Annotated in this window: 19 protein-coding genes; 8 read left to right on the top strand and 11 right to left on the bottom strand. The window is 65.3% G+C overall.

Features of this window, described 5'->3' with window-relative positions:
* Positions 1 to 595: 595 nt before the first annotated feature.
* From glmS to HF854_RS09490, 3 genes are all read left to right on the top strand, one after another.
* The gene (gene glmS, locus HF854_RS09500) at positions 596 to 2,422 is read left to right on the top strand and encodes a glutamine--fructose-6-phosphate transaminase (isomerizing) (RefSeq protein ID WP_168936065.1); all 1,827 of its coding nucleotides are present in this window, start codon (positions 596 to 598) and stop codon (positions 2,420 to 2,422) included.
* Positions 2,423 to 2,850: 428 nt separating this feature from the next.
* Positions 2,851 to 5,154: a hydratase gene (locus tag HF854_RS09495; protein WP_168936064.1), complete on the top strand. Its 2,304-nt coding sequence runs from the start codon at positions 2,851 to 2,853 to the stop codon at positions 5,152 to 5,154.
* Positions 5,155 to 5,464: 310 nt separating this feature from the next.
* Positions 5,465 to 6,499: a PGN_0703 family putative restriction endonuclease gene (locus tag HF854_RS09490; RefSeq protein ID WP_168936063.1), complete on the top strand. Its 1,035-nt coding sequence runs from the start codon at positions 5,465 to 5,467 to the stop codon at positions 6,497 to 6,499.
* An 89-nt stretch (positions 6,500 to 6,588) separates the two neighbouring features.
* Here HF854_RS09490 and gap read toward each other — a convergent pair whose 3' ends face one another.
* The 3 genes from gap to surE all read right to left on the bottom strand — a co-directional run bounded on the left by gap (position 6,589) and on the right by surE (position 9,620).
* Positions 6,589 to 7,590 carry a type I glyceraldehyde-3-phosphate dehydrogenase gene (gap, locus tag HF854_RS09485; protein ID WP_168936062.1) on the bottom strand — a complete coding sequence of 334 codons (1,002 nt, stop codon included), beginning with the start codon at positions 7,588 to 7,590 and terminating at the stop codon, positions 6,589 to 6,591.
* A 69-nt stretch (positions 7,591 to 7,659) separates the two neighbouring features.
* Complete coding sequence (gene fba / locus HF854_RS09480) at positions 7,660 to 8,586, bottom strand: class II fructose-1,6-bisphosphate aldolase (protein ID WP_168936061.1); 927 nt, start codon at positions 8,584 to 8,586, stop codon at positions 7,660 to 7,662.
* Between the two features lie 275 nt (positions 8,587 to 8,861).
* The gene (gene surE, locus HF854_RS09475; protein ID WP_168936060.1) at positions 8,862 to 9,620 is read right to left on the bottom strand and encodes a 5'/3'-nucleotidase SurE; all 759 of its coding nucleotides are present in this window, start codon (positions 9,618 to 9,620) and stop codon (positions 8,862 to 8,864) included.
* 122 nt (positions 9,621 to 9,742) lie between these two features.
* Between surE and HF854_RS09470 the strand changes: the two genes are divergently transcribed.
* The 5 genes from HF854_RS09470 (at position 9,743) to HF854_RS09450 (ending at position 13,710) form a co-directional block, all read left to right on the top strand.
* Positions 9,743 to 10,780, top strand: a complete 1,038-nt coding sequence (locus HF854_RS09470; RefSeq protein ID WP_168936059.1) for a 3'-5' exoribonuclease YhaM family protein — start codon at positions 9,743 to 9,745, stop codon at positions 10,778 to 10,780.
* Between the two features lie 7 nt (positions 10,781 to 10,787).
* Positions 10,788 to 11,441 carry a dTMP kinase gene (tmk, locus tag HF854_RS09465; protein ID WP_168936058.1) on the top strand — a complete coding sequence of 218 codons (654 nt, stop codon included), beginning with the start codon at positions 10,788 to 10,790 and terminating at the stop codon, positions 11,439 to 11,441.
* Between the two features lie 17 nt (positions 11,442 to 11,458).
* Complete coding sequence (locus HF854_RS09460; RefSeq protein WP_006006835.1) at positions 11,459 to 11,803, top strand: hypothetical protein; 345 nt, start codon at positions 11,459 to 11,461, stop codon at positions 11,801 to 11,803.
* Positions 11,796 to 13,124: a histone deacetylase family protein gene (locus HF854_RS09455; RefSeq protein WP_168936057.1), complete on the top strand. Its 1,329-nt coding sequence runs from the start codon at positions 11,796 to 11,798 to the stop codon at positions 13,122 to 13,124. Before HF854_RS09460 ends, HF854_RS09455 begins: the two co-directional genes overlap by 8 nt.
* A 172-nt stretch (positions 13,125 to 13,296) precedes the next feature.
* Positions 13,297 to 13,710: an SRA domain-containing endonuclease gene (locus HF854_RS09450; protein ID WP_168936056.1), complete on the top strand. Its 414-nt coding sequence runs from the start codon at positions 13,297 to 13,299 to the stop codon at positions 13,708 to 13,710.
* Positions 13,711 to 13,764: 54 nt separating this feature from the next.
* Here the strand turns inward: HF854_RS09450 and HF854_RS09445 are convergent, their stop codons facing one another.
* The 8 genes from HF854_RS09445 to HF854_RS09410 form a co-directional block, all read right to left on the bottom strand.
* Complete coding sequence (locus HF854_RS09445; protein WP_205906088.1) at positions 13,765 to 14,205, bottom strand: YqaA family protein; 441 nt, start codon at positions 14,203 to 14,205, stop codon at positions 13,765 to 13,767.
* 238 nt (positions 14,206 to 14,443) lie between these two features.
* Positions 14,444 to 16,396 carry a molybdopterin biosynthesis protein gene (locus tag HF854_RS09440; RefSeq protein ID WP_168936055.1) on the bottom strand — a complete coding sequence of 651 codons (1,953 nt, stop codon included), beginning with the start codon at positions 16,394 to 16,396 and terminating at the stop codon, positions 14,444 to 14,446.
* A gap of 250 nt (positions 16,397 to 16,646) precedes the next feature.
* Positions 16,647 to 17,927, bottom strand: a complete 1,281-nt coding sequence (locus HF854_RS09435; RefSeq protein WP_168936054.1) for a molybdopterin molybdotransferase MoeA — start codon at positions 17,925 to 17,927, stop codon at positions 16,647 to 16,649.
* 325 nt (positions 17,928 to 18,252) lie between these two features.
* Entirely contained in the window at positions 18,253 to 19,677 is a 1,425-nt protein-coding gene (locus HF854_RS09430) for an ATP-binding protein (RefSeq protein WP_168936053.1), read from the bottom strand.
* 1 nt (position 19,678) lies between these two features.
* Positions 19,679 to 20,443, bottom strand: coding sequence for a response regulator transcription factor (locus HF854_RS09425; RefSeq protein ID WP_204625775.1), 765 nt, complete (start codon positions 20,441 to 20,443; stop codon positions 19,679 to 19,681).
* A gap of 163 nt (positions 20,444 to 20,606) precedes the next feature.
* Entirely contained in the window at positions 20,607 to 21,110 is a 504-nt protein-coding gene (locus tag HF854_RS09420; RefSeq protein WP_168936066.1) for a methylated-DNA--[protein]-cysteine S-methyltransferase, read from the bottom strand.
* Positions 21,110 to 22,267: an MFS transporter gene (locus HF854_RS09415; protein ID WP_168936051.1), complete on the bottom strand. Its 1,158-nt coding sequence runs from the start codon at positions 22,265 to 22,267 to the stop codon at positions 21,110 to 21,112. Before HF854_RS09415 ends, HF854_RS09420 begins: the two co-directional genes overlap by 1 nt.
* Positions 22,268 to 22,389: 122 nt before the next feature.
* On the bottom strand, positions 22,390 to 22,749 hold the full coding sequence (locus HF854_RS09410) for a hypothetical protein (RefSeq protein ID WP_240937710.1): 360 nt from the start codon (positions 22,747 to 22,749) through the stop codon (positions 22,390 to 22,392).
* Between the last annotated feature and the right edge of the window lie 99 nt (positions 22,750 to 22,848).

Here is a 22,848-nt window from a genome sequence, read left to right as displayed (position 1 = left end):
TGTGCCGCCATATGGTCTCTCCTCATTGTAAGTGAAGAGATTATAACATACTTTTGAATTTGACGACACTATCTAGGAAAGATAAAGGCTGGGGGAGGAACCCCTCCTCCCCCAAAACCCGCTTATTAAAGGCTGCCCGCAAGGGCAGCCTCTTTTTTATTGTATGACATTGCCGGGCATGACCCGAAGTCACGGGACCATAACTACTCGCGGACGGTTTGCTTTTAGCTTGCGGGAACAGAAAGGCAGACCAGATGTCTCCAGGCGGCCATATGGATGGGAAAAGCACGCTTTTTCCGGGGATGCAAGGGGCGGGTCTCCGCCCTCCCGGGGGCCCCTCCTGAGGGGCACTTGCCGGGCCGGGACTTTACTGACAAAATAGCCGTTCCCTGCGGCATTTTTCCCTGATTTTTTCGGGCGCCGTACGTCCCGGAGCAGGGATTGCCCTGTGGGGCAAAACAGCATATGAGCGGTTTTTGGAAGGATGGGGGGAGTTTGAGGGGGGAAGGGAACCTTTTTTCCGCCAGGAAAAGGTTCCCTTCCCCCCTCAAAAAAGCTCCCCTCTCCGCCATCCCTTATCGCATAGGAGGTCACCATGTGTGGCATTATCGGATATGCCGGGCACCGTCCGGCGGTGCCTGTGGTCATCGAAGGCCTGCGGCGTCTTGAATACCGCGGCTATGATTCCGCGGGCGTTGCCTGCGTGCAGCGCGGCGAGCTGTGCATCACCCGTGCCCAGGGCAAGCTTTCCGCCCTTGAGGAAAAGCTGGCCAAGGAGCCTGTTTCCATGGCCACCTGCGCCATGGGCCATACCCGCTGGGCCACGCACGGCGTGCCCGCCGAGCGCAATGCCCATCCCCATGCTTCCAACGACGGCCGCCTGGCCATCGTGCATAACGGCATCATCGAGAACTATCAGGAACTGAAGGAAGAGCTGCTGCAGAAGGGCTATGTCTTCCATTCCGAGACCGACACGGAAGTGCTGGTCAACCTCATCGCCGACTGCCACAAGCAGGAAGCCGACCTGCTCAAGGCTTTTGCCGCGGCCCTGCGCCGGGCCCACGGCGCCTATGCCGTCTGTCTCATGAGCCGGGAATATCCCGGTGAGATCTGGGCCGCGCGCATGTCCGCCCCGCTCATCTTCGGCATCGGCACGGGCGAGCACTTCGTGGCTTCGGACATCCCGGCCTTTTTGCCCTACACGCGCACGGTGGTCTTTCTGGAAGACGGCGAGATCGTGCACGCCACCAATTCCGAGTATGAGATCCTGAGCCTGGCCGACCTTTCTCCCGTGGAGCATGAGCCCCAGACCATCCAGTGGGACATGCAGGCGGCCCAGAAGGGCGGCTACCGCCACTTCATGCTCAAGGAGATCTTCGAGCAGCCCCAGGTCATCGTGGATGGCCTGAGCGGCCGCCTCAACGCCGCCCGTGACACCGTGCTCCTGCCCGAGCTGGACGCCCTGCCCGTACCGCGCCGTCTGCATATCGTGGCCTGCGGCACGTCCTACCATTCCGGCCTTTGGGCGCGGCATCTTATCGAGCCCTGGGCCAAGGTGCCGGTGCAGCTGGAGATCGCTTCCGAGTTCCGCTACCGCGAGAGCCTGCCCCTGGACAAGGACGACATGGTGCTGGTCATCAGCCAGAGCGGCGAGACCGCCGATACCCTGGCCGCCCTGCGCATCGCCCGCGAACACGGCGTGCCGGTGCTGGGCCTGTGCAACGTGGTGGGTTCGTCCATCGCCCGCGAGTCCTCGGCCGTCATCTACACCCAGGCCGGGCCCGAGATCAGCGTGGCCTCCACCAAGGCCATGTGCAGCCAGATGCTGATGCTGGCGCTGGTGGCCCTGTACTGGGGCGGCCGTCAGGGCATCATGGACGCGGCGGCCCGCGCCCGCCAGATCGCCCTGCTGGAATCCCTGCCCTCCCAGCTGGATGCCGCCCTGCCCGCCATGCACGAGAAGGCCCGCCAGCTGGCCCGTGCCTATGCCCAGGCCCGCAACTTCTTCTATCTGGGCCGCGGCCACTGCTACCCGCTGGCCCTGGAAGGGGCGCTCAAGCTCAAGGAGCTTTCCTACATCCATGCCGAAGGTTATGCCGCCGGCGAGATGAAGCACGGTCCCATCGCCCTCATCGATCCGGCCTTCCCCACCTTTGCCCTGGCTCTGGACGACGCCCTCTTCCCCAAGGTGAAATCCAACATCGTGGAAGTGCAGGCCCGTCAGGGCAAGGTCATCGCCCTGACCAATCCGGGCATGGATCTGGCCGTGGACGATGTCTGGGAGATTCCCGCCTTGCCCGCTCCCCTGGCCGGTTTCATGGCCCTGCCCGCCATGCAGCTGTTCAGCTACGAGATGGCCGATTATCTGGGCAAGGACGTGGACCAGCCCCGCAACCTGGCCAAGAGCGTGACCGTGGAATAGAGCCGCTCTTCCTTCCCTAATATATGAAAAAGGACGCCTCACGGCGTCCTTTTTGCGTCTGGCCCCATGCGCCCACTGGAGCTCAAGAGAACTTTTTTTGCTGGTGGGGCCCGTTGGGGACCTTCAGCACAGAAAAATCATAGGAGTGGTGCCGCTTGGCACCCTTCAAGATAGAGTGCGTTCGGGGGAGGATGGAGGGCTTTTGGGGAAGGGCCCCTTTTCGCGCCAGTAAAGGGGGGGCTTCCCCCCCCAAAAAACGCGCGCCCCTTCCGGGCATTGCCAAAGCATTTTGGCCTGTGGCATAGTATCTGGTGCAAAATTTCACGCCCGCCGGATGCTTGCGCATCGCCCCGTCGCCGTGGACGGGGAAAGGCCGGGCCTGCCTTTTATCGCCATCACGGCACAGCACAGACTACGCAGGAAGCAAGATGATCCAACTGAGCGACAAACCGGTCATTGTGCAGGGCAACACCCTGATGGAACAGGAAGAAGCCGCGGCGCGCGGCATCGACTGCGCCGCTGCCCGTCAAAATACCCTGGCCTGGAACATCCTGGCCGCCCACAACACGGCTGCCGGGGACGACCCCACCCTGCGCCTGCGTTTTGACGCCCTGGCCTCGCACGACATCACCTATGTGGGCATCATCCAGACGGCCCGCGCCAGCGGCCTGGAACGCTTCCCCATGCCCTACGCGCTCACCAACTGCCACAACAGCCTGTGCGCCGTGGGCGGCACCATCAATGAGGACGACCACCTCTTCGGCCTGACCGCCGCCCGCAAGTACGGCGGCATCTTCGTGCCGCCCCATCTGGCGGTCATCCACCAGTACGCCCGTGAAATGATGGCCGGTTGCGGCAAGATGATCCTGGGCTCCGACAGCCACACCCGCTACGGCGCCCTGGGCACCATGGCCGTGGGCGAAGGCGGCCCCGAGCTGGTCAAGCAGCTGCTGGGCAAGACCTACGACGTGGCCCGTCCCGAAGTGGTGCTGGTCTGGCTGGAGAACGCTCCCCGTCCCGGCGTGGGCCCGCAGGACATCGCCATCGCCCTCATCGGCGCCGTGTTCAAGAACGGCTTCGTCAAGAACCGGGTCATGGAATTCGCCGGCCCCGGCGTGGCGGGCCTTTCCGTGGAATACCGCTGCGGTATCGACGTCATGACCACCGAGACCACCTGCCTGTCCTCCATCTGGACCACGGACGACAAGGTGCGCGATTACCTGGCCATGCACGGCCGCGCCGACGATTACACCGAGCTGCGTCACGACAAGCCCGCCTGCTTCGACCGCTGCATCCGCGTGGACCTGTCCGCCATCGAGCCCATGATGGCCCTGCCCTTCCATCCCAGCAACGCCTATCCCGTGGCCGAAGTGGTGCGCCATGCCGACGAGCTGTTCGCCGCCGTGGAAGAAGAGGCCCGCAAGCAGTTCGGCAAGGCCGGTGAAGGCCTGAAGCTGCGCGACAAGATCCATGACGGCGGCGTCTGGGTGGACCAGGGCATCATCGCCGGTTGCGCGGGCGGTTCGTTCGAGAACTGCTGTATGGCCGCCTCCATCCTGGACGGCCGGAGCACCGGCTGCGGCGAGTTCTCGCTTTCCGTCTATCCCGCCAGCGAACCCCAGGCCATCGCCCTGGTGCGCAACGGCGCCGCTGCCAAGCTCATGGCCGCCGGTGCGGTCATCAAGAACGCCTTCTGCGGTCCCTGCTTCGGCGCGGGCGACACGCCTGCCCACGGCGCCCTGTCCATCCGCCACTCCACCCGCAACTTCCCCAACCGCGAAGGCTCCAAGCCCGGCAACGGCCAGATCTCTGCCGTGGCCCTCATGGACGCCCGCTCCATCGCCGCCACCGCCGCCAACGGCGGCCGCCTGACCCCGGCCACGGAACTGGATTGGGACAAGCTGGCCGTGGACACTACCTACACTTTCGATGCGGGCATCTACCAGCGCCGCGTCTACAACGGTTTCGGCAAGGCCGATGCCGCCGCGGAACTCAAGCGCGGTCCCAACATCGCCGACTGGCCGTCCATGAGCCCCCTGCCGGAAAACCTGGTGCTGCCGCTGGCTTCGGTCATCACCGACCCCGTGACCACCACCGACGAGCTCATCCCCTCGGGCGAGACCTCGTCCCTGCGCTCCAACCCGCTCAAGCTTTCCGAGTTCACCCTGTCGCGCAAGGACCCCGCCTATGTGGGCCGCGCCAAGGACGTGCAGGCCATGGAAAAGGCCCGTCTGGCCGATCCTGCCGATGCCGCCCTGCTGGCGAAGCTGGAAGGCATGCTGGCCCCCCTCAAGGCCGCGCAGCCTGAGGTCTATGCCGCGGTGCTGGGCGCCGGTCTGAAGGACACCGGCATCGGTTCCACCATCTTCGCCCTCAAACCCGGTGACGGCTCCGCCCGCGAGCAGGCCGCTTCCTGCCAGAAGGTGCTGGGCGGCTGGGCCAACGTGGCCGCCGAATACGCCACCAAGCGCTACCGTTCCAACCTCATCAACTGGGGCATGCTGCCCCTGCTGGCCGATGCCGCTCTGGCGCAGAAGCTCAGCGTGGGCGACTGCTTCGTCCTGCCCGGCATCCGTACCGCCGTGGAACAGGATGCCGCCGGCATCACCGGCTGGCTGGTGAGCGCTGCCGGGGCCGTGGAGGCCGTGGAACTGCGCCTGGGCGACCTGACCGTCGACGAACGCCAGATTATTCTGGACGGCTGCCTCATCAACTTCTACAACCACAACTAACGCTGCGGGACGAGACCGCCGCGTCGCCATCTGGAAAGGGGCCTCACCGGGAGGCCCCTTTTTCTTTGTGGGGCCCTCCCCTCTTTGCCAAAGTATTTTTCTGTATTCCATCAGGTGGAACGTCCGCAGGGCACTCTCGATCCTGCCGCCGGGGCGCGTTTCTTGTCTGCCCTTCCAACACATATGCCAACACGGGCAAGGGACAGCTCCGGCGGCCCTGCGGCTGCCCGGCCTGACAGCCGCGACGGCGGGAGCTCCCTTGCGAGACGGGGAACTCCCGCCTATATTTTTTAGAGTGGGAGGGAACATCATGACATACTGGAAAGCCCAGAAAGAACAGCACCTGCGGCAGCTTGCCCATCTGTTCGAAGGAGATCCCGGTGGCGGGAAGTTCAACGGACAGGCACAGCCATTCGTCCTGCAGGCACCTGAAAAAAATCTTTTTGCCCCGATACGGGACGAGGTGCTGCTCTATTTCAACGGCCATTTGCCGGGAGCGGACGGAAGACTGCGTTTCTGGCGTTCCGGCGGGGAAAGGGTGGTCGCCGGTCATGTGTGCAGTCTGCCCACCGGCCATGTGCTTTCTTCGCAGGTGGCCTGTCTCAACCATCTTTTCCCCTTGAGTCGTGACGGGAAGGCGGCCACCTTGCTGCTGCAAGGGCTGCGTCCGGACATGGTGGAAGCCTTGCCCGTGGGCATCCATGCATGTGACATGTTCGTGGAATTTGAGGTCACAGGGGGCGGAAGCTACCTCAATGAGGAGCAGCGGGGCAGATCGTTGACCCGGGGGGCCAATGCCACATCTGTGGATGCGGTCATGAAAGGACGGGACGCCCAGGGGAACATCCGGCTGTTCCTCATCGAATGGAAATATACGGAAAGTTATCCTTCCAAGCGCGAGAAGAAGCCCGGCAGCAGGGGGGATAATCGCCTCTGGCGCTACAGGAGTTTCTTTACCCGTGACGGCAGTCCCTTCACCTTTTGCAACAGTGACGTGGGTTCCACGTTTTTTGAAGAGCTTTTGACCGAGCCGTATTACCAGCTCATGCGCCAGACCCTGCTGGGCTGGAAGATGACGCAGGACCCGTCCCGTAACGGACAGGCCACGTCGTTCACGCATATCGTGGTCATCCCGCACGGCAATACGGCCCTTCGTTCAGGCTGTGCGGTCATCGCAGGACGGCAGGGGGATCTTGCCGGGGCATGGAACGCACTTGTCCGGGAGCCTGTGCTCTTCCTTGCACCCGAAGAGTTGCTGCAACCGTTGACGGCGCAGCCGGACTACGCCCGCCTGCTGGACTATCTTTGCCGGCGTTACTGGCAGGACGGGCGGTCCCGTTCGTAACACACTGCTTTTCCCTCCAGACCATCAGGCATGAAAAAAGGACGGCCCTCGCGGGCCGTCCTTGTCGTCTTCGTTACCGTACGGCAGCCTTACAGGCTGGCAGCCACCTTGCGCAGCAGGCGGGCCAGCTGGTTGGTGAAGCCGGATTCGTTGTCGTACCAGATGATGAGCTTGGCCATGGTGCCGTCCATGACCTGGGTGGACAGGGCGTCCACGACGCCGCCGTGGGTGCTGCCCTTGAAGTCGATGGAGACCAGGGGCTCGTCGCAGTAGCCCATATTGTCGTGCAGGGCGCCGTCATGGGCGGCCTTGAGGGCGGCATTGATCTCTTCGGCGGTGGCGGGCTTTTCCAGCTCGCAGGTCAGGTCCACCAGGGAGATGTCGGGGGTGGGCACGCGCACGGCCATGCCGTCCAGCTTGCCCTTGAGGGCGGGCACCACCAGGGCCAGGGCCTTGGCCGCGCCGGTGGAGGTGGGGATCATGGACACGCAGGCGGCGCGGGCACGGCGCAGGTCCTTGTGGGAACCGTCCAGGATACGCTGGCTCATGGTGTAGGAGTGGATGGTGGTCATCAGGCCGTGGCGGATGCCGAAGGCATCGTTGAGGACCTTGGCCACGGGAGCCAGACAGTTGGTGGTACAGGAGGCAGCGGAAAGCACGGTATGGGCGGCGGCATCGTAGATGTCGTCATTGACGCCCATGACGATGGTGGCGTCGGCTTCCTTGCAGGGGGCCGAGACCACGACCTTCTTGGCGCCGCACTGCAGGTGCTGGGCGGCGTCCTCGCGCTTTTTCAGGGTACCGGTGGTCTCCACGGCGATGTCGATGCCAAGGCGGGCCCATTCCCATTCGCCGGTCTTGCAGCGGGTGACTTCGATATGACGGCCGTTGATGATGATGCCGTTGTCGTCATGATCGACGGTGCCGGGGAAAATACCGTACACCGAGTCGTATTTGAAAAGGTGGGCCAGCGAAGCATTGTCGGCGCGGGCGTTGATGGCGGTGATGCGGATGTCTTCCGAGTCAGCCAGCAGACGCAGCAGATAACGACCGATGCGGCCAAAGCCGTTCATCCCCAAAGATACGGACATGTTGCGCTCCTTCACGCGAGAGAGATGGAAAACGCCGCCTCCCCGGTGGAGGCGGCGTGAGATACTGGTTTAGGCCTTGCCGGAAGATCCCATGACGTTGCGGATCTTGTGGGCGACCATATCCTTGACGGCCTGTCGCGCGGGTTTCAGGTACGCGCGGGGGTCGAAGGCTTCGGGATGTTCCACCAGATACTGGCGGATGGAGGCGGTCACGGCCAGACGGATGTCGGTATCCACATTGATCTTGCATACGCCCATGCCGGCAGCCTTGCGCAGCATGTCTTCCGGCACGCCGCGGGCGCCGCCCACCTGGCCGCCGAACTTGTTGCAGGCTTCCACGAATTCCTGGGGCACGCTGGAGGCGCCGTGCAGCACCAGCGGATAGCCGGGCAGGCGCTTGCCGATCTCTTCCAGGCGTTCGAAGTCCAGCTTGGCTTCGCCCTTGAACTTGTAGGCACCGTGGCTGGTGCCGATGGCCACGGCCAGGGAGTCGCAGCCCGTGCGCTCCACGAAGTCCACGGCCTGGTCGGGGTCGGTGTACACATGGTCGGCATTGCTCACATGCTCTTCCACACCGGCCAGCTTGCCCAGTTCGGCTTCCACCCAGATGCCGCGCGGGTGGGCGTATTCCACCACCTGCTTGGTCAGGGCGATGTTTTCTTCATAGGGCAGGTGCGAGCCGTCGATCATCACGGAGGTGAAACCGCCGTCGATACAGTCGCGGCACAGCTCGAAGCTGGAACCGTGGTCCAGATGCACCACCACGGGCACGGAAGGATCCTCGGCCAGGGCGGCTTCCACCAGCTTCATGAGGTATTTCTGCCCGGCATAGCTGCGCGCGCCCGAAGAGACCTGAAGGATCACGGGGGATTTTTCCTCCGAGGCGGCCTGCATGATGCCCTGCACGATTTCCATGTTGTTGACGTTGAACGCGCCCACAGCATACCGGCCCGCATAGGCGGCGGCGAACATTTCCTTAGGCCCGATAAGCGGCATGGATTCCTCCTGCACCAGGTGCGATACGACACTGCGCGCACCATGCGCGAGTGTGGGATAAAATGGGAAGGCGGACAGAAAAAGCCTGTCCGGCCGGCCTGTCTGATGTATCGGCGGCCGCCGTCTGATCCGGCAGGGATGCATGCCGGAAGGACTGTTGTGGGGCAGCCGCAACGAAGCGATTCATTATATAAAAAAAAGCCCCAAAGGGGAATGACTTTGGGGCGGTCGTGGAAAAATTCATAAAATCGGCACCCGCAGGGGCCGTATGCTGTCTAGGAAAGCAGCATGTCCTCCAGACTGCGCAGGCTTTCGTGGTCCGTGAACTCGAAACGCAGGGGCGTCACGGTGATATAGCCGCGATTGAGCAGGTCCTTGTCCGAACCGGCGTTGATGGTGTGCGGCGGGATCTCGCCTTCCAGCCACCAATAGGGCTCGCCGCGCGGGTCCTTGCGTTCGGCGTAGGCGTTCTTCCACACGGCGCTGGTCTGCGGGCAGATGCGCAGGCCCTTGGCCTCGGACAGCGGGCCGCGGGGATAGTTGACGTTGATGACGCGGCGGTGGGCCACCTTTTTCCAGTCGATGCGCGTGGCCAGCTCCACGGCGTGGCGGGCGATGGCATCCATGTCCGGGTGGCCGCCGCCGGCATCGCAGGAGAGCGCCATGCTGGGCAGGTCTTCATGGGCGGCTTCGGTGGCGGCGCCCACGGTACCGGAATAGAGGATGTCCGGGCCCACGTTGCTGCCCGCGTTGATGCCCGAGATGACCATGTCGGGCCGCTTTTTCAGCAGGTTGCCCAGGGCCAGCTTCACGCAGTCCGTGGGGGTGCCGTACAGGCCCAGACCTTCGAAGTCGGGTTCCTCGATCTTGTGGGCGCGCAGGGGATCGAAAAAGGTCAGGGAATGGCCCACGCCGGACTGTTCATGCATGGGGGCCACCACATGCACGGTATGCCCGGCTTCGCGCAGGGCCCGGTACATGGCACGCAGGCCCTCGGCCCGGATGCCGTCGTCGTTGGTCAGGAGGACACGCATTTGACAATACCTCTGAAACAAGGGAATCTTTATGGATAAACAGGCCCCCGCGGGCCTGCGGGGATACCCCGGGACCTCAGAACATACAAGACAGGCGGCCTTTGGCCGCAGAGTCAGGATATATGCAAAAAGGCATCTTCGTCAAAGACATGGCGGCCCCCAACGAAGCGGAAGGCGTCTTCGTCATCACCCTGGCCGCACAGGGCAGCTCGCGCAACGGGCCGTACTGGCGGCTCGTGCTGGCCGACGCCAGCGGCAGCGTGGAGGCCAAGATCTGGTCGCCCCTGAGCGCCTCTTTCCCCGCCCTGCATACGGGCAGCTTCTTCTATGCCCACGGCCGGGTGAGCACCTTCCGCGACCAGCTCCAGTTCACGGTGGAGGAAGGCCGCCTGCTTTCGCCGGAAGAAGGCGCGGCCCTTGACCTGGCCGACTTCATGCCCGCCAGCCCCTACCCGCTGGATGCCATGATGGACGAGCTCATGGCCCTGATCCGCGAGGAGTTCCGCTACAAACCCTGGCGCAAGCTGGTGGACGGCGTGTTCAAGAACGAGGAGCTGCGCGAGGCCTTCCGCACCTGCCCGGCGGCCAAGGGCGTGCACCATGCCTATGCGGGCGGCCTGCTGGAGCATACCCTGAGCGTTTTCAAGCTCTGTCGCCGTCTGGCCGACCAGTACCCCGAGCTGGACCGCCAGACCCTGCTGGCCGGGGCCCTGTTCCACGACTTCGGCAAGATCCGCGAATTTTCCGGCGGCATCGCCAACGATTATACCGACGAGGGCCGCCTGCTGGGGCATCTGGAGATCTGCGTGGAGATGCTGGCTCCCTATCTGGAAAAATCGGGCCTGGAGCCCGAGTTGCAGCGCCATCTCAAGCATCTGGTCCTGAGCCACCACGGTACGCTGGAATTCGGGGCCGTGCGCGTGCCGCAGACCGCCGAGGCCCTCGTGCTGCATTATGCGGACAACATCGACGCCAAGATGGCCCAGTGCCGGGGCCTGTTCGCCCAGCTGGGCGAAGGCGAGAGCTGGACGCCCTATCAGGCCACCCTGGGCCGGGCCATGCACCGCTGCGCGCAGACGCCGGTGGAAGAAAAAGTCGAAAAGAAGCCCCGCGCTTCCCGGAAGTCTTCCGGGGAGGACGGGATGCTCTCCCTGCTGTGAGGCTGCCATGTTCATCACATTCGAAGGCATAGAAGGTTCGGGCAAGACCACGGCCCAGCAGCTGCTGGCCCTGGAACTGGAAAAGCGCGGCCACGACGTGCTGCTGACGCGCGAACCGGGCGGCTGCGGTCTGGGGCGCGCCCTGCGTCCCATCCTGCTGGACGCCCGCAATTCCGGCCTGTGCAACCGGGCCGAGCTCTATCTCTTCCTGGCCGACCGGGCCCAGCATGTGGCCGAGATCATCCGTCCGGCGGTGGAAGCCGGACAGATCGTCATCTGCGACCGCTATACCGACTCCACCTTGGCCTATCAGGGCTACGGCCGCGGCCGAGATCCCGACCGCCTGCGCCGGGCCAACGATCTGGCCACCGGCGGCCTGCAACCGGATCTGACCCTGCTCTGCGACCTGCCCGTGTCCGTGGGGCTGGAGCGCGCGGGCCTGCGCAACCGGCGCGAGGGCACGGTGCTCTCCGAAGGCCGTTTCGACAGCGAGAGCCTCAATTTTCACGAGCGCGTGCGCCAGGGCTATCTGACCATCGCGGCGGAAGAGCCCGACCGCATCGCCATCATCGACGCATCGCAACAGCCCGAGGACGTGGTGCTGCAATGCCTCTCCGCCGTGGAGCGGCATCTGAAGCAGCGCGGCAGCGGGCTGGAATAAGACGTAAGGATATTGCCATGAGCGAACTGTATACCGTCACCGCCGAGGAAGGCCGCCTGCGCTTCCTGCCCCGTACCGATGCCGCCCTGGAGCAGGCCGTGCTGGACGAGAGCCCTCTGCCCGGCTGCGAATTCGTTTCCCGCCTGGGCGATCCCGGGCTGCTGCATTGCGTGGTCTTCCGTCATGAGCAGAAGCCCGGCGGCGTCTTCGTGGTGGAAGACGACAACGGCCTGCTCTTCGCGGCCGTGGCCGAGACCAACCTTGCCTATGCCATGGCTCTGGGCCGCCTGGGCAAGATGATCTCCTATGCGCGCTACAGCGCCGACATCTTTGCCGAAAACATGCTGGACGACGATGACTGATCCCCTGAGAGCCCGTAACCGGCTGGGCGTGGTCTTCTTCCCCGCCTTCGACTGGGCCATCTCCGCCACCCATCCCGAGCGTGAGGAGCGCCTGCTCTATACCCGCGATCAGCTGGCGGAAGAAGGCCTGTTCGACATCCCCGGCATCACCGAATACCGTCCGGAGCTCGCCACCAACGCCCAGGTGGAGCGCGTGCACTTCTGTCTGCCCTCCACCGGCGCCGTGGTCACCGATTCGCACCGGGCCTCGGCGGGTGGGGCCATCACGGCCGCCCGTCTGGTCATGGAGAAGAAGGAAGACAAGGCCTTTGCCCTGGTGCGTCCTCCGGGACACCACGCCATGCGCGTGACCCACGGCAACCGCGGTTTCTGCAATATCAACAACGAAGCCGTGATGGTGGAGTACATCCGCGACCACTATCCGCATCCCACGGGGCGGCCCCTGCGTATCGCCATCGTGGATACGGACGTGCACCACGGCGACGGCAGCCAGGACATCTTCTGGAACGACCCGAACACCCTGTTCATCTCCCTGCATCAGGACGGCCGCACCCTCTATCCGGGCACGGGCTTCCCGCAGGAATGCGGCGGGCCGGGCGCGCTGGGCCGCACCATCAACATCCCCCTACCGCCCGAGACCTCGGACGAGGGCTACCTTTACGCCATCGAGCACGCCGTGCTGCCCATGCTGGCGGACTTCAAGCCCGATCTGGTCATCAACTCCGCCGGGCAGGACAACCACTTCACGGACCCGCTGGCCAACATGAAGCTCTCGGCCCAGGGCTACGCGGCCCTCAACCGCGCCCTTAACCCGGACATCGCCGTGCTGGAAGGCGGCTACGCCATCCGCGGCGCCCTGCCCTATGTGAACCTGGGCATCTGTCTGGCGCTGGCCGGCCTGGACGCGGGCGACATCCGCGAGCCCCAGTGGCGGCCCGAGAGCACCCGCCAGAAACAGAAGATCAGCGACTACATCGCCCGCCTTTGCGACGGCCTGCTGGAGCTGTACCACAACCCGCCGTCCGTGCCGCAGGAAGGCGAGGAAGAGAACGGCTGGTGGACGCGGCGCAAGCATGTCTTCTACGATACGGACATGCTGCGCGAGAGCCAGCGCGAAAGCTGGCGCCTGTGTCCGGACTGCTCCGGCCTGGGCTGCTTCGAGACCAGCTCCGAGCGCGTGGCCCGCTCCCTGTGCCTGCTCATCCCCCGCCATGCCTGCCCCCGCTGCCGCGCTGAGGCCGAGGCCCGCGCCGCGGCGGCCCGCAAGGCCGGCCTCCACGCCCATGTGCTGGTGCTGGACGGCGACGCCGCGCTGAAATAGCCGTTGGAACAAAGCTCGTCACCGGATACTGGCCGGTGAAGATATCGAGGGGGGGGGGGGAACTTTTCCTGGCGGAAAAAAGTTCCCCCCGCCCCCTCAAACTCCCCCACCCCCTTCAAAAACCGCTTATAAGGGACATCTTGGGATGACGTTCTAAGATGAAGGAGAAGCAATGACGATTGATGACTTAACCATCGGTATGGAAATCAATAACGATACTCTCTGTGAAATTTTTGGATGTTCTTCCCAAGGGGGAATGCGTCGCTCAAAACGTACAAATACGCTCGTGCTGGTTTCGAATCGCGTGGTATCAACCTATAGCGATGACTGGGATGGGGATACGCTTTTGTATACTGGGATGGGGCAAAAAGGCGACCAGAGCTTGACGTTTGCGCAAAATAAAACATTGGCCGAATCCAACAGCAATGGCGTCACTGTACATCTTTTTGAAGTACATCAGCGCAAGGTATATACCTATTGTGGGGTAGTGAAGCTGGTAAAAGAGCCCTATCCGTCCGTGCAGGAGGATGCTACAGGGGAAAAGCGCAAAGTCTATATTTTTCCTGTACGGCCTATCGCCTCATAGAAAAATATGCTGGGATGTAAAAAAGGACGCCTTCGGGCGTCCTTTTTTCATCTATCACCAAAGCGCCAGGGCCACGCTGGCCACCGCCAGATAGCGGCCCAGTTTGGCCAGCACCACCAGAAGCAGGAAGGAGGGCAGGGGCTCGCGCAAGGTACCGGCCACCAGGGTCAGGGGATCGCCGATGACGGGCATCCAGCTGCACAGCAGGGTCCAGCGGCCGTAACGGTGGTACCAACCCTCGGCCTTGCGCAGGGACTCCGGCGAGAAGGGGAACCAGAGGCGATCCTGAAAGCGGGTGAGATAACGGCCCAGCCACCAGTTGACGGCCGAGCCCGCGCTGTTGCCCAGGGTGGCCACGGTGATGAGGGCCCAGGCCGGTTCCCCGCTCTGCACCAGCAGGGTGCCCAGCAGCAGCTCCGACTGCGCGGGCAGCAGGGTGGCCGCCACCAGCGCGGTGAGGAACAGCCCGCCGTACAGGGCCAGCAAGGTCAGCATCCATGGGCCTCCTGCGGGATATATTTTTACGGTGAGCCCCTCAGGAGCCTACCGCTTGCCGTAAGGCCTCTGCGTCACCGAGGGGACGGACTGCGGCGCCATCGGCCAGTGTCGTACGGACTTTTCCTCGCGCTTTTTTTCCAATGAGCGTCATGAGGAAGGAAGCAACGGGGAAAGGCGCTTGTTCCGGCTGTGGCCATAGCCCCCTCCCCCGAAGAGCTCCCAACACTATCCCGGCCTAGCGGCCGTCGTATTCCCAGATGACCTGACCGGTCTTTTCCACGCCGTAGCCGCCCAGGGCGGCCACTTCCTTGCGGAAGGCCTCGGAGCGGATGACATCCAGCAGGGCGAGGATGCGTTCGTCCTCGGCATAGCGCTGCGGGATGACCAGGTCGTATTCCTCCACGCCCACGGGCACGAAGTCCAGGCCCAGGGCGCAGGCGGCGGCGCGCACGGCCAGACCGGTATGGGCGCGGCCGGAAAGCACGGCGGCGGCCACGTTCATATGCGTGTATTCCTCGTCCTCATACCCGGCCAGCTGCTGCGGGCGGATGCCCAGCTGCTTCAGGCGGTAGTCCAGCAGCACGCGGGTGCCGCTGCCGCGCTGGCGGTTGATGAAGCGCACGTCCTCGCGCGCAAGGTCGGCGATGTCATGGATGCCCAGCGGGTTGCCGGGGGCCACGATGAGGCCCTGTTCGCGGTCCACAAGGCGCACCAGCAGCATGGGCTCGCCCTGGAGGTTGTCGCGCAGGGCCTGGCGGTTGTAGACGCCGTCGGCATCATTGAGCAGATGGCTGCCCGCCAGATGGCACTGGTGGCGCTTGAGGGCCATGAGGCCGCCCAGCGAGCCCACATGGGCCGAGGCCAGACGGAAGCGCGGATGCTCGCGGCGCAGGAAGCTGTCGATGAGGTCCAGGGTGTTGTCGTGGCTGCCGATGGCCAGCAGGGTGCCTTCCACCTGCTGGCGGGGGCGCAGCAGCTGCACCTGCACGGGCTCGTCACGGCTGATGCCTTCGCAGTCGCGGGCCACGCTGATGATGCCGTCGGCCCGGCTCAGGCTGGTGACGGTGCCCGCGCCGCGCGGCAGGGGCACGGCAAAGAAGGTGTCGTCCACCCGGCCCAGCTTGACGCGGATGCGTTCTTCCATGCCGGGGCGGGAGGGCAGCGGATTGACGGGCAGGGCCGTGACCGTTTCGCGGTGGGCCAGGCAGCGCTTCTGGAGCAGGGCCAGCAGGGGCTGGACGAACTCTTCCAGGGCCACGATGGCCGAGACGGGATAGCCCGGCGAGCCGATGATGGGCACGCCGCGCACCATGCCGAGGGCCGTGGGCTTGCCGGGCATGACGGCCACACCGTGGGTCAGCAGCTCGCCCTTGTGGGCGATGACGTCGGCGGAATAGTCGTGGCTGCCCGCCGAGGAGCCGGCGTTGAGCAGCACCAGATCCGCGCCCTGGTCGATGGCCGCGTCGATGGCCGCGCTGATGGCCTCGGGATCGTCAGGCACGATGGGCAGGGTGAAGGCCTCGCCTCCGGCCTCCTGCACGATGGCCGAGAAGATGTAGGAGTTGAACTCCGGCAGGCAGCGGCCCGCGCACAGGTCTTCTTCGCGGGCCTCGGTGAGGGGCACGATCTCGGTGCCGCTGGGGATGATGCCCACGCGGGGCTTTTTGAACACCAGCGGTTCCAGCACGCCGCCCGCGGCCAGCGCCCCCAGCTCGTAGGGGCCGATGCAGACGCCGGGCGGCAGGATGATCTCGGACGCCACCATGTCCTCGCCCAGCTTGCGCACATGCTGCCAGGGGAAGGCGGCCTTTTCGATGACCACATGCTGCCCGTCGGGCTCGGTGTTGACGTTCTCCACCATGACCACGGCATTGGTGCCTGCGGGCAGGGGATGGCCGGTATTGATCCAGAACGCGTCGGTGCCGATGGTCAGGCGCAGGGGCCGCCGGGTGGAAGCGGTGAAGGTGGATTCGGCGTTGACGGCGATGCCGTCCATGGCCGCGCCGTGGAAGGCCGGGGAAGAGCGGCGCGCGGCCACGGGCTCGGCCAGCACGCGGTGCAGGGCCGCCGACAGGGGCACGCGCTCCGTGGCCAGCTCGCGGCCCTCGGCGCTGATGCGGTCCAGCCAGCCCTGGCGGGCGGCCTCCACGGTCTGCAAAGTCAGATAGGTATGACGTTCGCGTTTCATAAATATCTCCCAATATCTCGAATGGAGGCCGGAAGGGCTTCCCGCCGCATGACCGGAAGGTATTACATCCTCTCCGGTGTCGGCATGACATCTTTTCCCGTTCCTGCCTTGGAACGGGGCCGTCATTTCAAAAACGACAGGCGGTCAGTCCCTTTTATAAAGCGCATTGGGGGGAAGATGGGGGCACGGGGGAAGGAACCCCCTTTTTGCGCTAGTAAAAGGGGGTTCCTTCCCCCGAAAAGATCTGGATCTACGCCAGCAGCTCCACGCGCACGCGTTCCCCGGCGGTGAGGCCTTCGCGGTTCTCGGCGCAGATGACGAGGCCGTCGGCCTCCACCAGGCCGGAGACCACGCCGGAAGGCTTCATGAGCGGCTGGGCCAGCCAGTCCACATCGGAGCAGTCCAGGCCCTGGGGCAGCCAGGCGGCCTCGAGGGCCGCGGCGCCGGCGGGCACCAGTTTGACGCGGATGTAGTCGCGGCGGCCCTGGGCCGAAGCCACGGCGCGGGTCAGGCGGGCGGTGAGGGAGGGGACGAGCTCGTCCCCGGCGCTGCCCTGCAGGTGTTCCAGCAGGAGCACGAGGAAGGCGCGGGCGCAGACCAGGGCGCTGCTCACATGGCCGGGCAGGCCCATGAGGCATTTGCCGCCGCTGCGGGCCAGGATGAAGGGCTTTCCGGGGCTGATGGCCACGCCGTGGGTCAGCAGTTCGCTGCCGGGCACGGAGGTGAAGACGTCCACGGTATGGTCGCGCATACCGGCGGAGGAACCGCCGGAGACCACCACCACATCGGCCTCGTCCAGCGCGGCCAGCACCGTGCGGCGCAGAGCCTCGGCGTCGTCACGTACCAGACCGGCCAGCGTCGGCTCGGCACCGGCACTGCGGCAAAGGGCGGCAAGGCTGTAAGAGTTGACGTCCCGCACCTGGCCGGGGCGGGGCTCGCTCCCGATGGGCACCACCTCGTCACCGGTGGAGATGATGGCCACCCGGGGCGCACGGCGTACGGTCACGTCCTTCTGTCCGAAGGAGGCCAGCAGACCGATCTCCTGCGGGCGCAGCTTGCGGCCCGCGGGGATGATGCAGTCACCGGCGGCGGCGTCCTCGTCACGCATGACCACATGGTCACCGGGGGCCTGGGTGCGGGTGAGCTCCACCATGTTGCCGCCGGCCGGGCGGGAATATTCCACCATGACCACGCAATCCGCGCCCTCGGGCAGCATGCCGCCCGTGAGGATGCGCGCGCACTGGCCGGGCTGGAGGCTGATGTCCGGCACGGCGCCCATGGGGCAGTCGCCCACGCATTCCAGCAGGGCGGGGGAACCTTCCTGCGCGCCGAAGACATCACGGGCGCGCACGGCGAATCCGTCCACGGTGGAACGGTCGAAACCGGGCAGGTCGGCAGGGGCGTGCAGGGCTTCCGCCAGGCGGCGGCCCAGGGCATCCGTCAGGGGGACGGTCTCCGCGGGCAGGACGGGCAGGGCGCGCAGATGCCCCAGCACGGTCTCCACGGATTGCAGGGTCAAAAAGTTCTTCATGGCTTCTCCTTGTGCACCGGCGTGACGGGCCGGACGGCAGAAAAGCATACCGCAATGCCTGCCGGGTGCAAAGCCTTTGCTTCCTGCGGCACAGTGGAGAGAAAAGGGCGGCTGCGGGCCGTGCGGCCATCCCTGTGGGGAAAAGGAGGATCAGAGGCATCGTTACGGGCGGCAGGAGGCGTGGGGCCGCAGGGCATCCCGGGAGCGGCGGGGGAAAGCGGCCTGACGCAAGACACCGGGAAAACGGAGACCGAAGACTCCCTGAAGAGAGCCCCGGCTGTGGCCGCATGGCGCTCTCCCCGTCATCCCTGCGGGGCGGAGCTCGTTACAGTGTTTCCGTCTCCATGGCCGACCGGTACAGGCACAAGCGGGCGCACAGGCCGCCTTCCGGCCGGTTGTGCAGGCTCAGTTCCCCGCCGTTGCGGCAGGCCATGCTGCGGGCGATGCTCAGACCCAGGCCGCTGCCGCCGGTGTGGGGGCTGCGTGCCTCGTCCAGGCGGAAGAAGGGCTCGAAGACCTGTTCCAGCATGTCGGGGGGGATGCCCGGGCCGTCGTCCAGCACGTCGACCTGCAGGATATCGTCTTTTTCCCGGAGCTGGATGCGGACACTGCCGGAATAGCGCAGGGCGTTGTCCAGCAGATTGGAGAGGCAGCGGCGGAAGCTGTTGGGGCGCACCGTCCAAGGGCGGGCACAACTGCCTTCGAGGCTGACGTCCTGTCCCATGTCCTGCCGGTCGGAGACCAGGCTGTCCAGCAGGGCGTTCATGTCCATGCGCACGGCGGCCTCGTCGCGGGCGCTGCCGCGGGTGAGCTCTGCGCTGTTGGCCATGATGCCGCCCAGGATGTCGATGTCTCCCAGCAGCTTGGCCCGCAGGGGGGAGGCGGGGTCCATGCTCTCCACGCGCAGGCGGATGCGGGTCAGGGGGGTGCGCAGGTCGTGGGCCACGGCGGCCAGGATGCGTTCGTGCTGACCCACACCGGCGCGGATGCGCTCCTGCATCTTGTTGAAGGCCCGGGCGGCCTCGCGCACTTCGGTGGGCCCGTCTTCGGGCAGGGGGGCGGTGTAGAGGTTGCGGCCGAAACTCTCGGCCTTGCCGGAGAGCACTCGCAAGGGCCGCACCACGCGATGCACCACCACCAGGATGAGCAGGATCAGCAGGCCCGCTTCCAGCAGGAGCATGGTCAGGGAGGCCTGGCTGGGGGAGAAATCATAGGCATCGCTGCTGATGACCACGCACAGCCACTTGCCGTCGTCCAGGCGCACGCTCACCCGGCTTTCGTACACATGCGTCCAGGGCACATGGCGGCGCAGGGTGGGGTTCATGCTGTCGGCCACATGCACGCGCTGGACCTCGGTCAGCATCTCGCGGGTGTCCAGATCGGTCTCGATGCTGTTCAGGTTCTTGCGCAGGCGGTCGCGCAGGTACAGGGCGCGTTCGTCCTGGGCCTGGCGGGCCGGATTGGGGGCATCGCTCAGGCTCAGGTGGACCACGTCCAGCCGCTCCAGCCGTTCCAGCAGGGAGCGCTTGTATTCGAACGGCTCGGAATGCAGGAGCTGGAGGGAGAGGGCCAGGCTGTTGGCCTGTTCCAGCAGGGCGGAGCGGGCCGTCTGCCGTTCTTCCACCAGCTGGACCGTGAACGTGGCCACGCCATGCAGGCAGAGGATGCCGCCGATGAGCATGCCCGCCAGCTGTGCGGAAAGCGTGGTGGAGGTCAGTCTGCGCAGCAGACGGGCAAGGAAGGCGCGCATGCTACTTTCCGGGCATGATGGGGGCATCCACGGGCAGGGCCGGGCGCACGAACTGCGGGCGCACGTCCGTGGCCAGCACATAGCCGTCGCCGCGGACGGTCTTGATGAGCTGGGGCTCGCGTCCGTTGTCGCGCAGGCGGGTGCGCAAGCGGCTGATCTGCACGTCGATGCTGCGGTCATAGGGCACGGCGTTGCGGCCCTGGGTGCGTTCCAGCAGCTCGTCGCGGCTGAGCACCCGCTGGGGGTTCTGCAAAAAGATCTCCAGCAGGCGGTATTCCGTGCCGCTCAGGGAGACCACCACCCCGTCGGGCGCCACCAGATGGCGGGCGCTGCGGTCCAGCAGCCAGCCTGCGAACTGCAGGGGCGTGGTCTCGGGCTGGTCGCGGCGGGCGCTGCCTTCGGTGCGGCGCAGCACGGTACGGATGCGGGCCAGCAGCTCGCGGGGCTCGAAAGGCTTGCTCAGGTAGTCATCGGCACCCAGCTCCAGGCCCACGATGCGGTCGGTGATGTCGCCCAGCGCGGTGAGGAAGATGACGGGCACCGTGGATTCGGCGCGCAGGGTACGGAACAGCTCCAGCCCGTTCATGCCGGGAAGCATGATGTCCATGACGATCAGGCTGCAGGGCACGCGGCGCTGGATCTCGAGGAACTCCGCCGCGTTCCCCGCCGTGCAGGTGGAAAAGCCGTTGCGACGCAGATAGTCGGAAAGCAAGGAGCGGATTTCCTCGTCGTCATCGACGATACAGATGGTATGGATCGTGTTCATGGTCCGCACTCTAGGGCTGAAGGGCAGGGTATTATGACAAAATATGTCATACTTTTACTGTTATTTTGCAGTTCTGTATCAAAAACGACAGTAAAGATACGAACTTATCCATAATACCTGTACTCGCGCCAGGAGGCAACCGCCGGGGAGGGAGCAGGGGGCGTCAGCGGTCTGCCGGCAGGGGCAGCCCCGCCTCCAGACGCAGCAGGAAGCGTTTGACCTCCAGACCGCCGCTGTAGCCGCCCAGGCCGCCACCGGCGGCGATGACCCTGTGGCAGGGGATGACGATCATCAGCGGGTTGCGGCCGTTGGCCTGGCCCACGGCACGGCAGGCACGCGGGCTGCCCACGGCCGCGGCCAGTTCGGCGTAGGAGCAGGTCCGTCCGTAGGGGATGTCCTGCAGGGCCCGCCAGACGCGCAGCTGGAAGGGCGTCCCCTGCGGGGCCAGCGGCAGGTCGAAGCGGCGCAGGCGGCCTGCGAAATAGGCCGCCAGCTGTTCCCGGGCCTCGTGCAGCAGGGGGCTCGCCACGGGCTGTCCCGGCAGGGAAATGGCCTCGGGCGGGCAGTGGGCCGGGGACGGGCATGTCCTGTCCAAGGCCACCAGATGCCCGCCCTCTTCCGTGAGCCAGAGCGGCCCCACGGGGCTTGCAAGACCGGCGACCGGCATCACGCACGCTCCCCGGCGGCGTCGTCCCGCAGGCGCAGGGAGGCCAGCGCCCCCAGGGCCGCCACGGGCACCAGGCAGGCCATGGCCGTGCCCAGCCCGCCGAAATTGTCCGCGATCCAGCCCAGCAGGGGCATGGCCATGCCGCCCAGGGTCATGGGCAGGCCCAGGGTCACGCCCGAGGCGAAGCCCATGTTGCGGGCCAGCAGCTTCTGGCCCAGCACCACCATGGAGCTGAAGGGCGCGAACAGGCCCACGGCCAGCGGGGCCAGCAGCAGGGCCGCCAGCCACATGCTGTCCACCCAGGCGAAGGCCAGGGCCGCGGGCAGGGCCAGCCACCACGAAAGGCGGATGATGCGGGCATAGCCGATCCTGTCGGCCAGGAAGCCGCCCAGCACGTTGCTGCTGACGCCGCAGACGCAGAAGAAGGCCAGCATCATGGCGCCGAATTCCTTGCTCTGGCCGAAGACGTCATGCCAGTACATGGGGATGTAGGTATTGAAGCCCAGGAAAAGGATGGAGCGCGAGGCGATGACCAGGGTCAGCACGCCGAAGGCATGCCAGTCGTTGCGCGGTTCGGCCTGTCCTGCGGCGGCATTGCTCTGGGGGATCTGGCGCTGCCAGCCGCGCATCTGGAAAAAGAGGAACGAGGCCGTGCACAGGGCCAGCAGCAGGAACACGGCCGTGCCGTGCAGGCCCGCCACGAAGGTGGCCCCGGCCACCAGCAGCGGCCCCACCACGAAGCCGCTGTTGCCGCCCACGGAAAAGATGCTCATGCCCGCGCCCTTGCGGTTGCCGGAGACAAGATTGGCATAGCGGGCCCCTTCGGGATGGAACAGGGCGCCGCCCACGCCGCAGAGCATGAGGGTGAGGAAGATGGCCCAGTAACTGTCCAGAAAACCCACCAGGCCCAGGCTGCCGCCCGCCAGCAGCACGGCCAGCGGCACGAACCAGGAACGGGCGTGTTTGTCGGCCAGATAGCCGAATACGGGTTGCACCAGGGAAGAGGTGGCCGAATAGGCGAACATCAGGGCGCCTGCGGCCTGATAGTTGAAGCCGTGGGCCGCGGCCAGATAGGGCATCAGCGAGGGCAGCGCGCCGCCGTTGAGGTCGCAGCTGAGGTGCCCCAGGGAAATGAGCAGTATTTTGCGAAGGTCCATGCCTGTCTCCTGCGGAAAGCTTGAGGCATGGGCATAGCGGGCAGGGCAGGCGGCGTCAAGGGAGGCGGGTACGAAAAAGGGCCGCCCGAAGGCGGCCCGGAAAGGCAGGTAGGACACGATGCCTAGCGGCGCGGGGGCTGCTTGGCTTCCATGCTGTAGCGGTAGATCTCGTGGACTTCCTCGGTGTAGCCGGGGTAGAAGCCCTTGCCCATGCCCAGCACGATGCGGGCGCCACGGTTCATGTGCACCAGCAGGTCGCCGGTGGAGGGATCCACGCACAGACCTTCGATCTCGCCCTGCTTGATGGCTTCGTCGAAGACCTTTTCCATGTACACATGGGCGTTGCTGTCCGAGGTGATGTCGATGCGGTACAGGTGGTCGGGCTCGTTGTCGTCGGCGGTGCCGTCGTCAGCGGTCATGAACAGGGAGCCGTTGTAGTAGAACACGCCCTGCACCCACTGCGGCACGGGCTGCAGATGCACCTTGCGCAGGTAGTTGCCCTTGAGAGCGTGTTTGGAAACTCATTTATCAATAATGAAACGTTTCAACAGTATGCTTGCCATGGCTATTTGAATCATGGA

The organism is Desulfovibrio piger (assembly GCF_012843875.1).
Taxonomy (GTDB): domain Bacteria; phylum Desulfobacterota; class Desulfovibrionia; order Desulfovibrionales; family Desulfovibrionaceae; genus Desulfovibrio.
Note: the sequence above shows the minus strand (reverse complement) of the source record. Positions and strands in the feature narration are given on the sequence as shown.

Bases quoted from the DNA above. Each gene is read 5' to 3' on its own strand.
- gap (WP_168936062.1), bottom strand. From the start codon at position 7,590: ATGTCCGTATCTTTGGGGATGAACGGCTTTGGCCGCATCGGTCGTTAT.
- HF854_RS09440 (WP_168936055.1), bottom strand. From the start codon at position 16,396: ATGAAACGCGAACGTCATACCTATCTGACTTTGCAGACCGTGGAGGCC.
- fba (WP_168936061.1), bottom strand. From the start codon at position 8,586: ATGCCGCTTATCGGGCCTAAGGAAATGTTCGCCGCCGCCTATGCGGGC.
- HF854_RS09495 (WP_168936064.1), top strand. From the start codon at position 2,851: ATGATCCAACTGAGCGACAAACCGGTCATTGTGCAGGGCAACACCCTG.
- glmS (WP_168936065.1), top strand. From the start codon at position 596: ATGTGTGGCATTATCGGATATGCCGGGCACCGTCCGGCGGTGCCTGTG.
- HF854_RS09490 (WP_168936063.1), top strand. From the start codon at position 5,465: ATGACATACTGGAAAGCCCAGAAAGAACAGCACCTGCGGCAGCTTGCC.
- HF854_RS09470 (WP_168936059.1), top strand. From the start codon at position 9,743: ATGCAAAAAGGCATCTTCGTCAAAGACATGGCGGCCCCCAACGAAGCG.
- HF854_RS09420 (WP_168936066.1), bottom strand. From the start codon at position 21,110: ATGCCGGTCGCCGGTCTTGCAAGCCCCGTGGGGCCGCTCTGGCTCACG.
- HF854_RS09425 (WP_204625775.1), bottom strand. From the start codon at position 20,443: ATGAACACGATCCATACCATCTGTATCGTCGATGACGACGAGGAAATC.
- HF854_RS09435 (WP_168936054.1), bottom strand. From the start codon at position 17,927: ATGAAGAACTTTTTGACCCTGCAATCCGTGGAGACCGTGCTGGGGCAT.
- HF854_RS09430 (WP_168936053.1), bottom strand. From the start codon at position 19,677: ATGCGCGCCTTCCTTGCCCGTCTGCTGCGCAGACTGACCTCCACCACG.
- HF854_RS09450 (WP_168936056.1), top strand. From the start codon at position 13,297: ATGACGATTGATGACTTAACCATCGGTATGGAAATCAATAACGATACT.
- tmk (WP_168936058.1), top strand. From the start codon at position 10,788: ATGTTCATCACATTCGAAGGCATAGAAGGTTCGGGCAAGACCACGGCC.
- HF854_RS09415 (WP_168936051.1), bottom strand. From the start codon at position 22,267: ATGGACCTTCGCAAAATACTGCTCATTTCCCTGGGGCACCTCAGCTGC.
- HF854_RS09455 (WP_168936057.1), top strand. From the start codon at position 11,796: ATGACTGATCCCCTGAGAGCCCGTAACCGGCTGGGCGTGGTCTTCTTC.
- surE (WP_168936060.1), bottom strand. From the start codon at position 9,620: ATGCGTGTCCTCCTGACCAACGACGACGGCATCCGGGCCGAGGGCCTG.
- HF854_RS09445 (WP_205906088.1), bottom strand. From the start codon at position 14,205: ATGCTGACCTTGCTGGCCCTGTACGGCGGGCTGTTCCTCACCGCGCTG.
- HF854_RS09460 (WP_006006835.1), top strand. From the start codon at position 11,459: ATGAGCGAACTGTATACCGTCACCGCCGAGGAAGGCCGCCTGCGCTTC.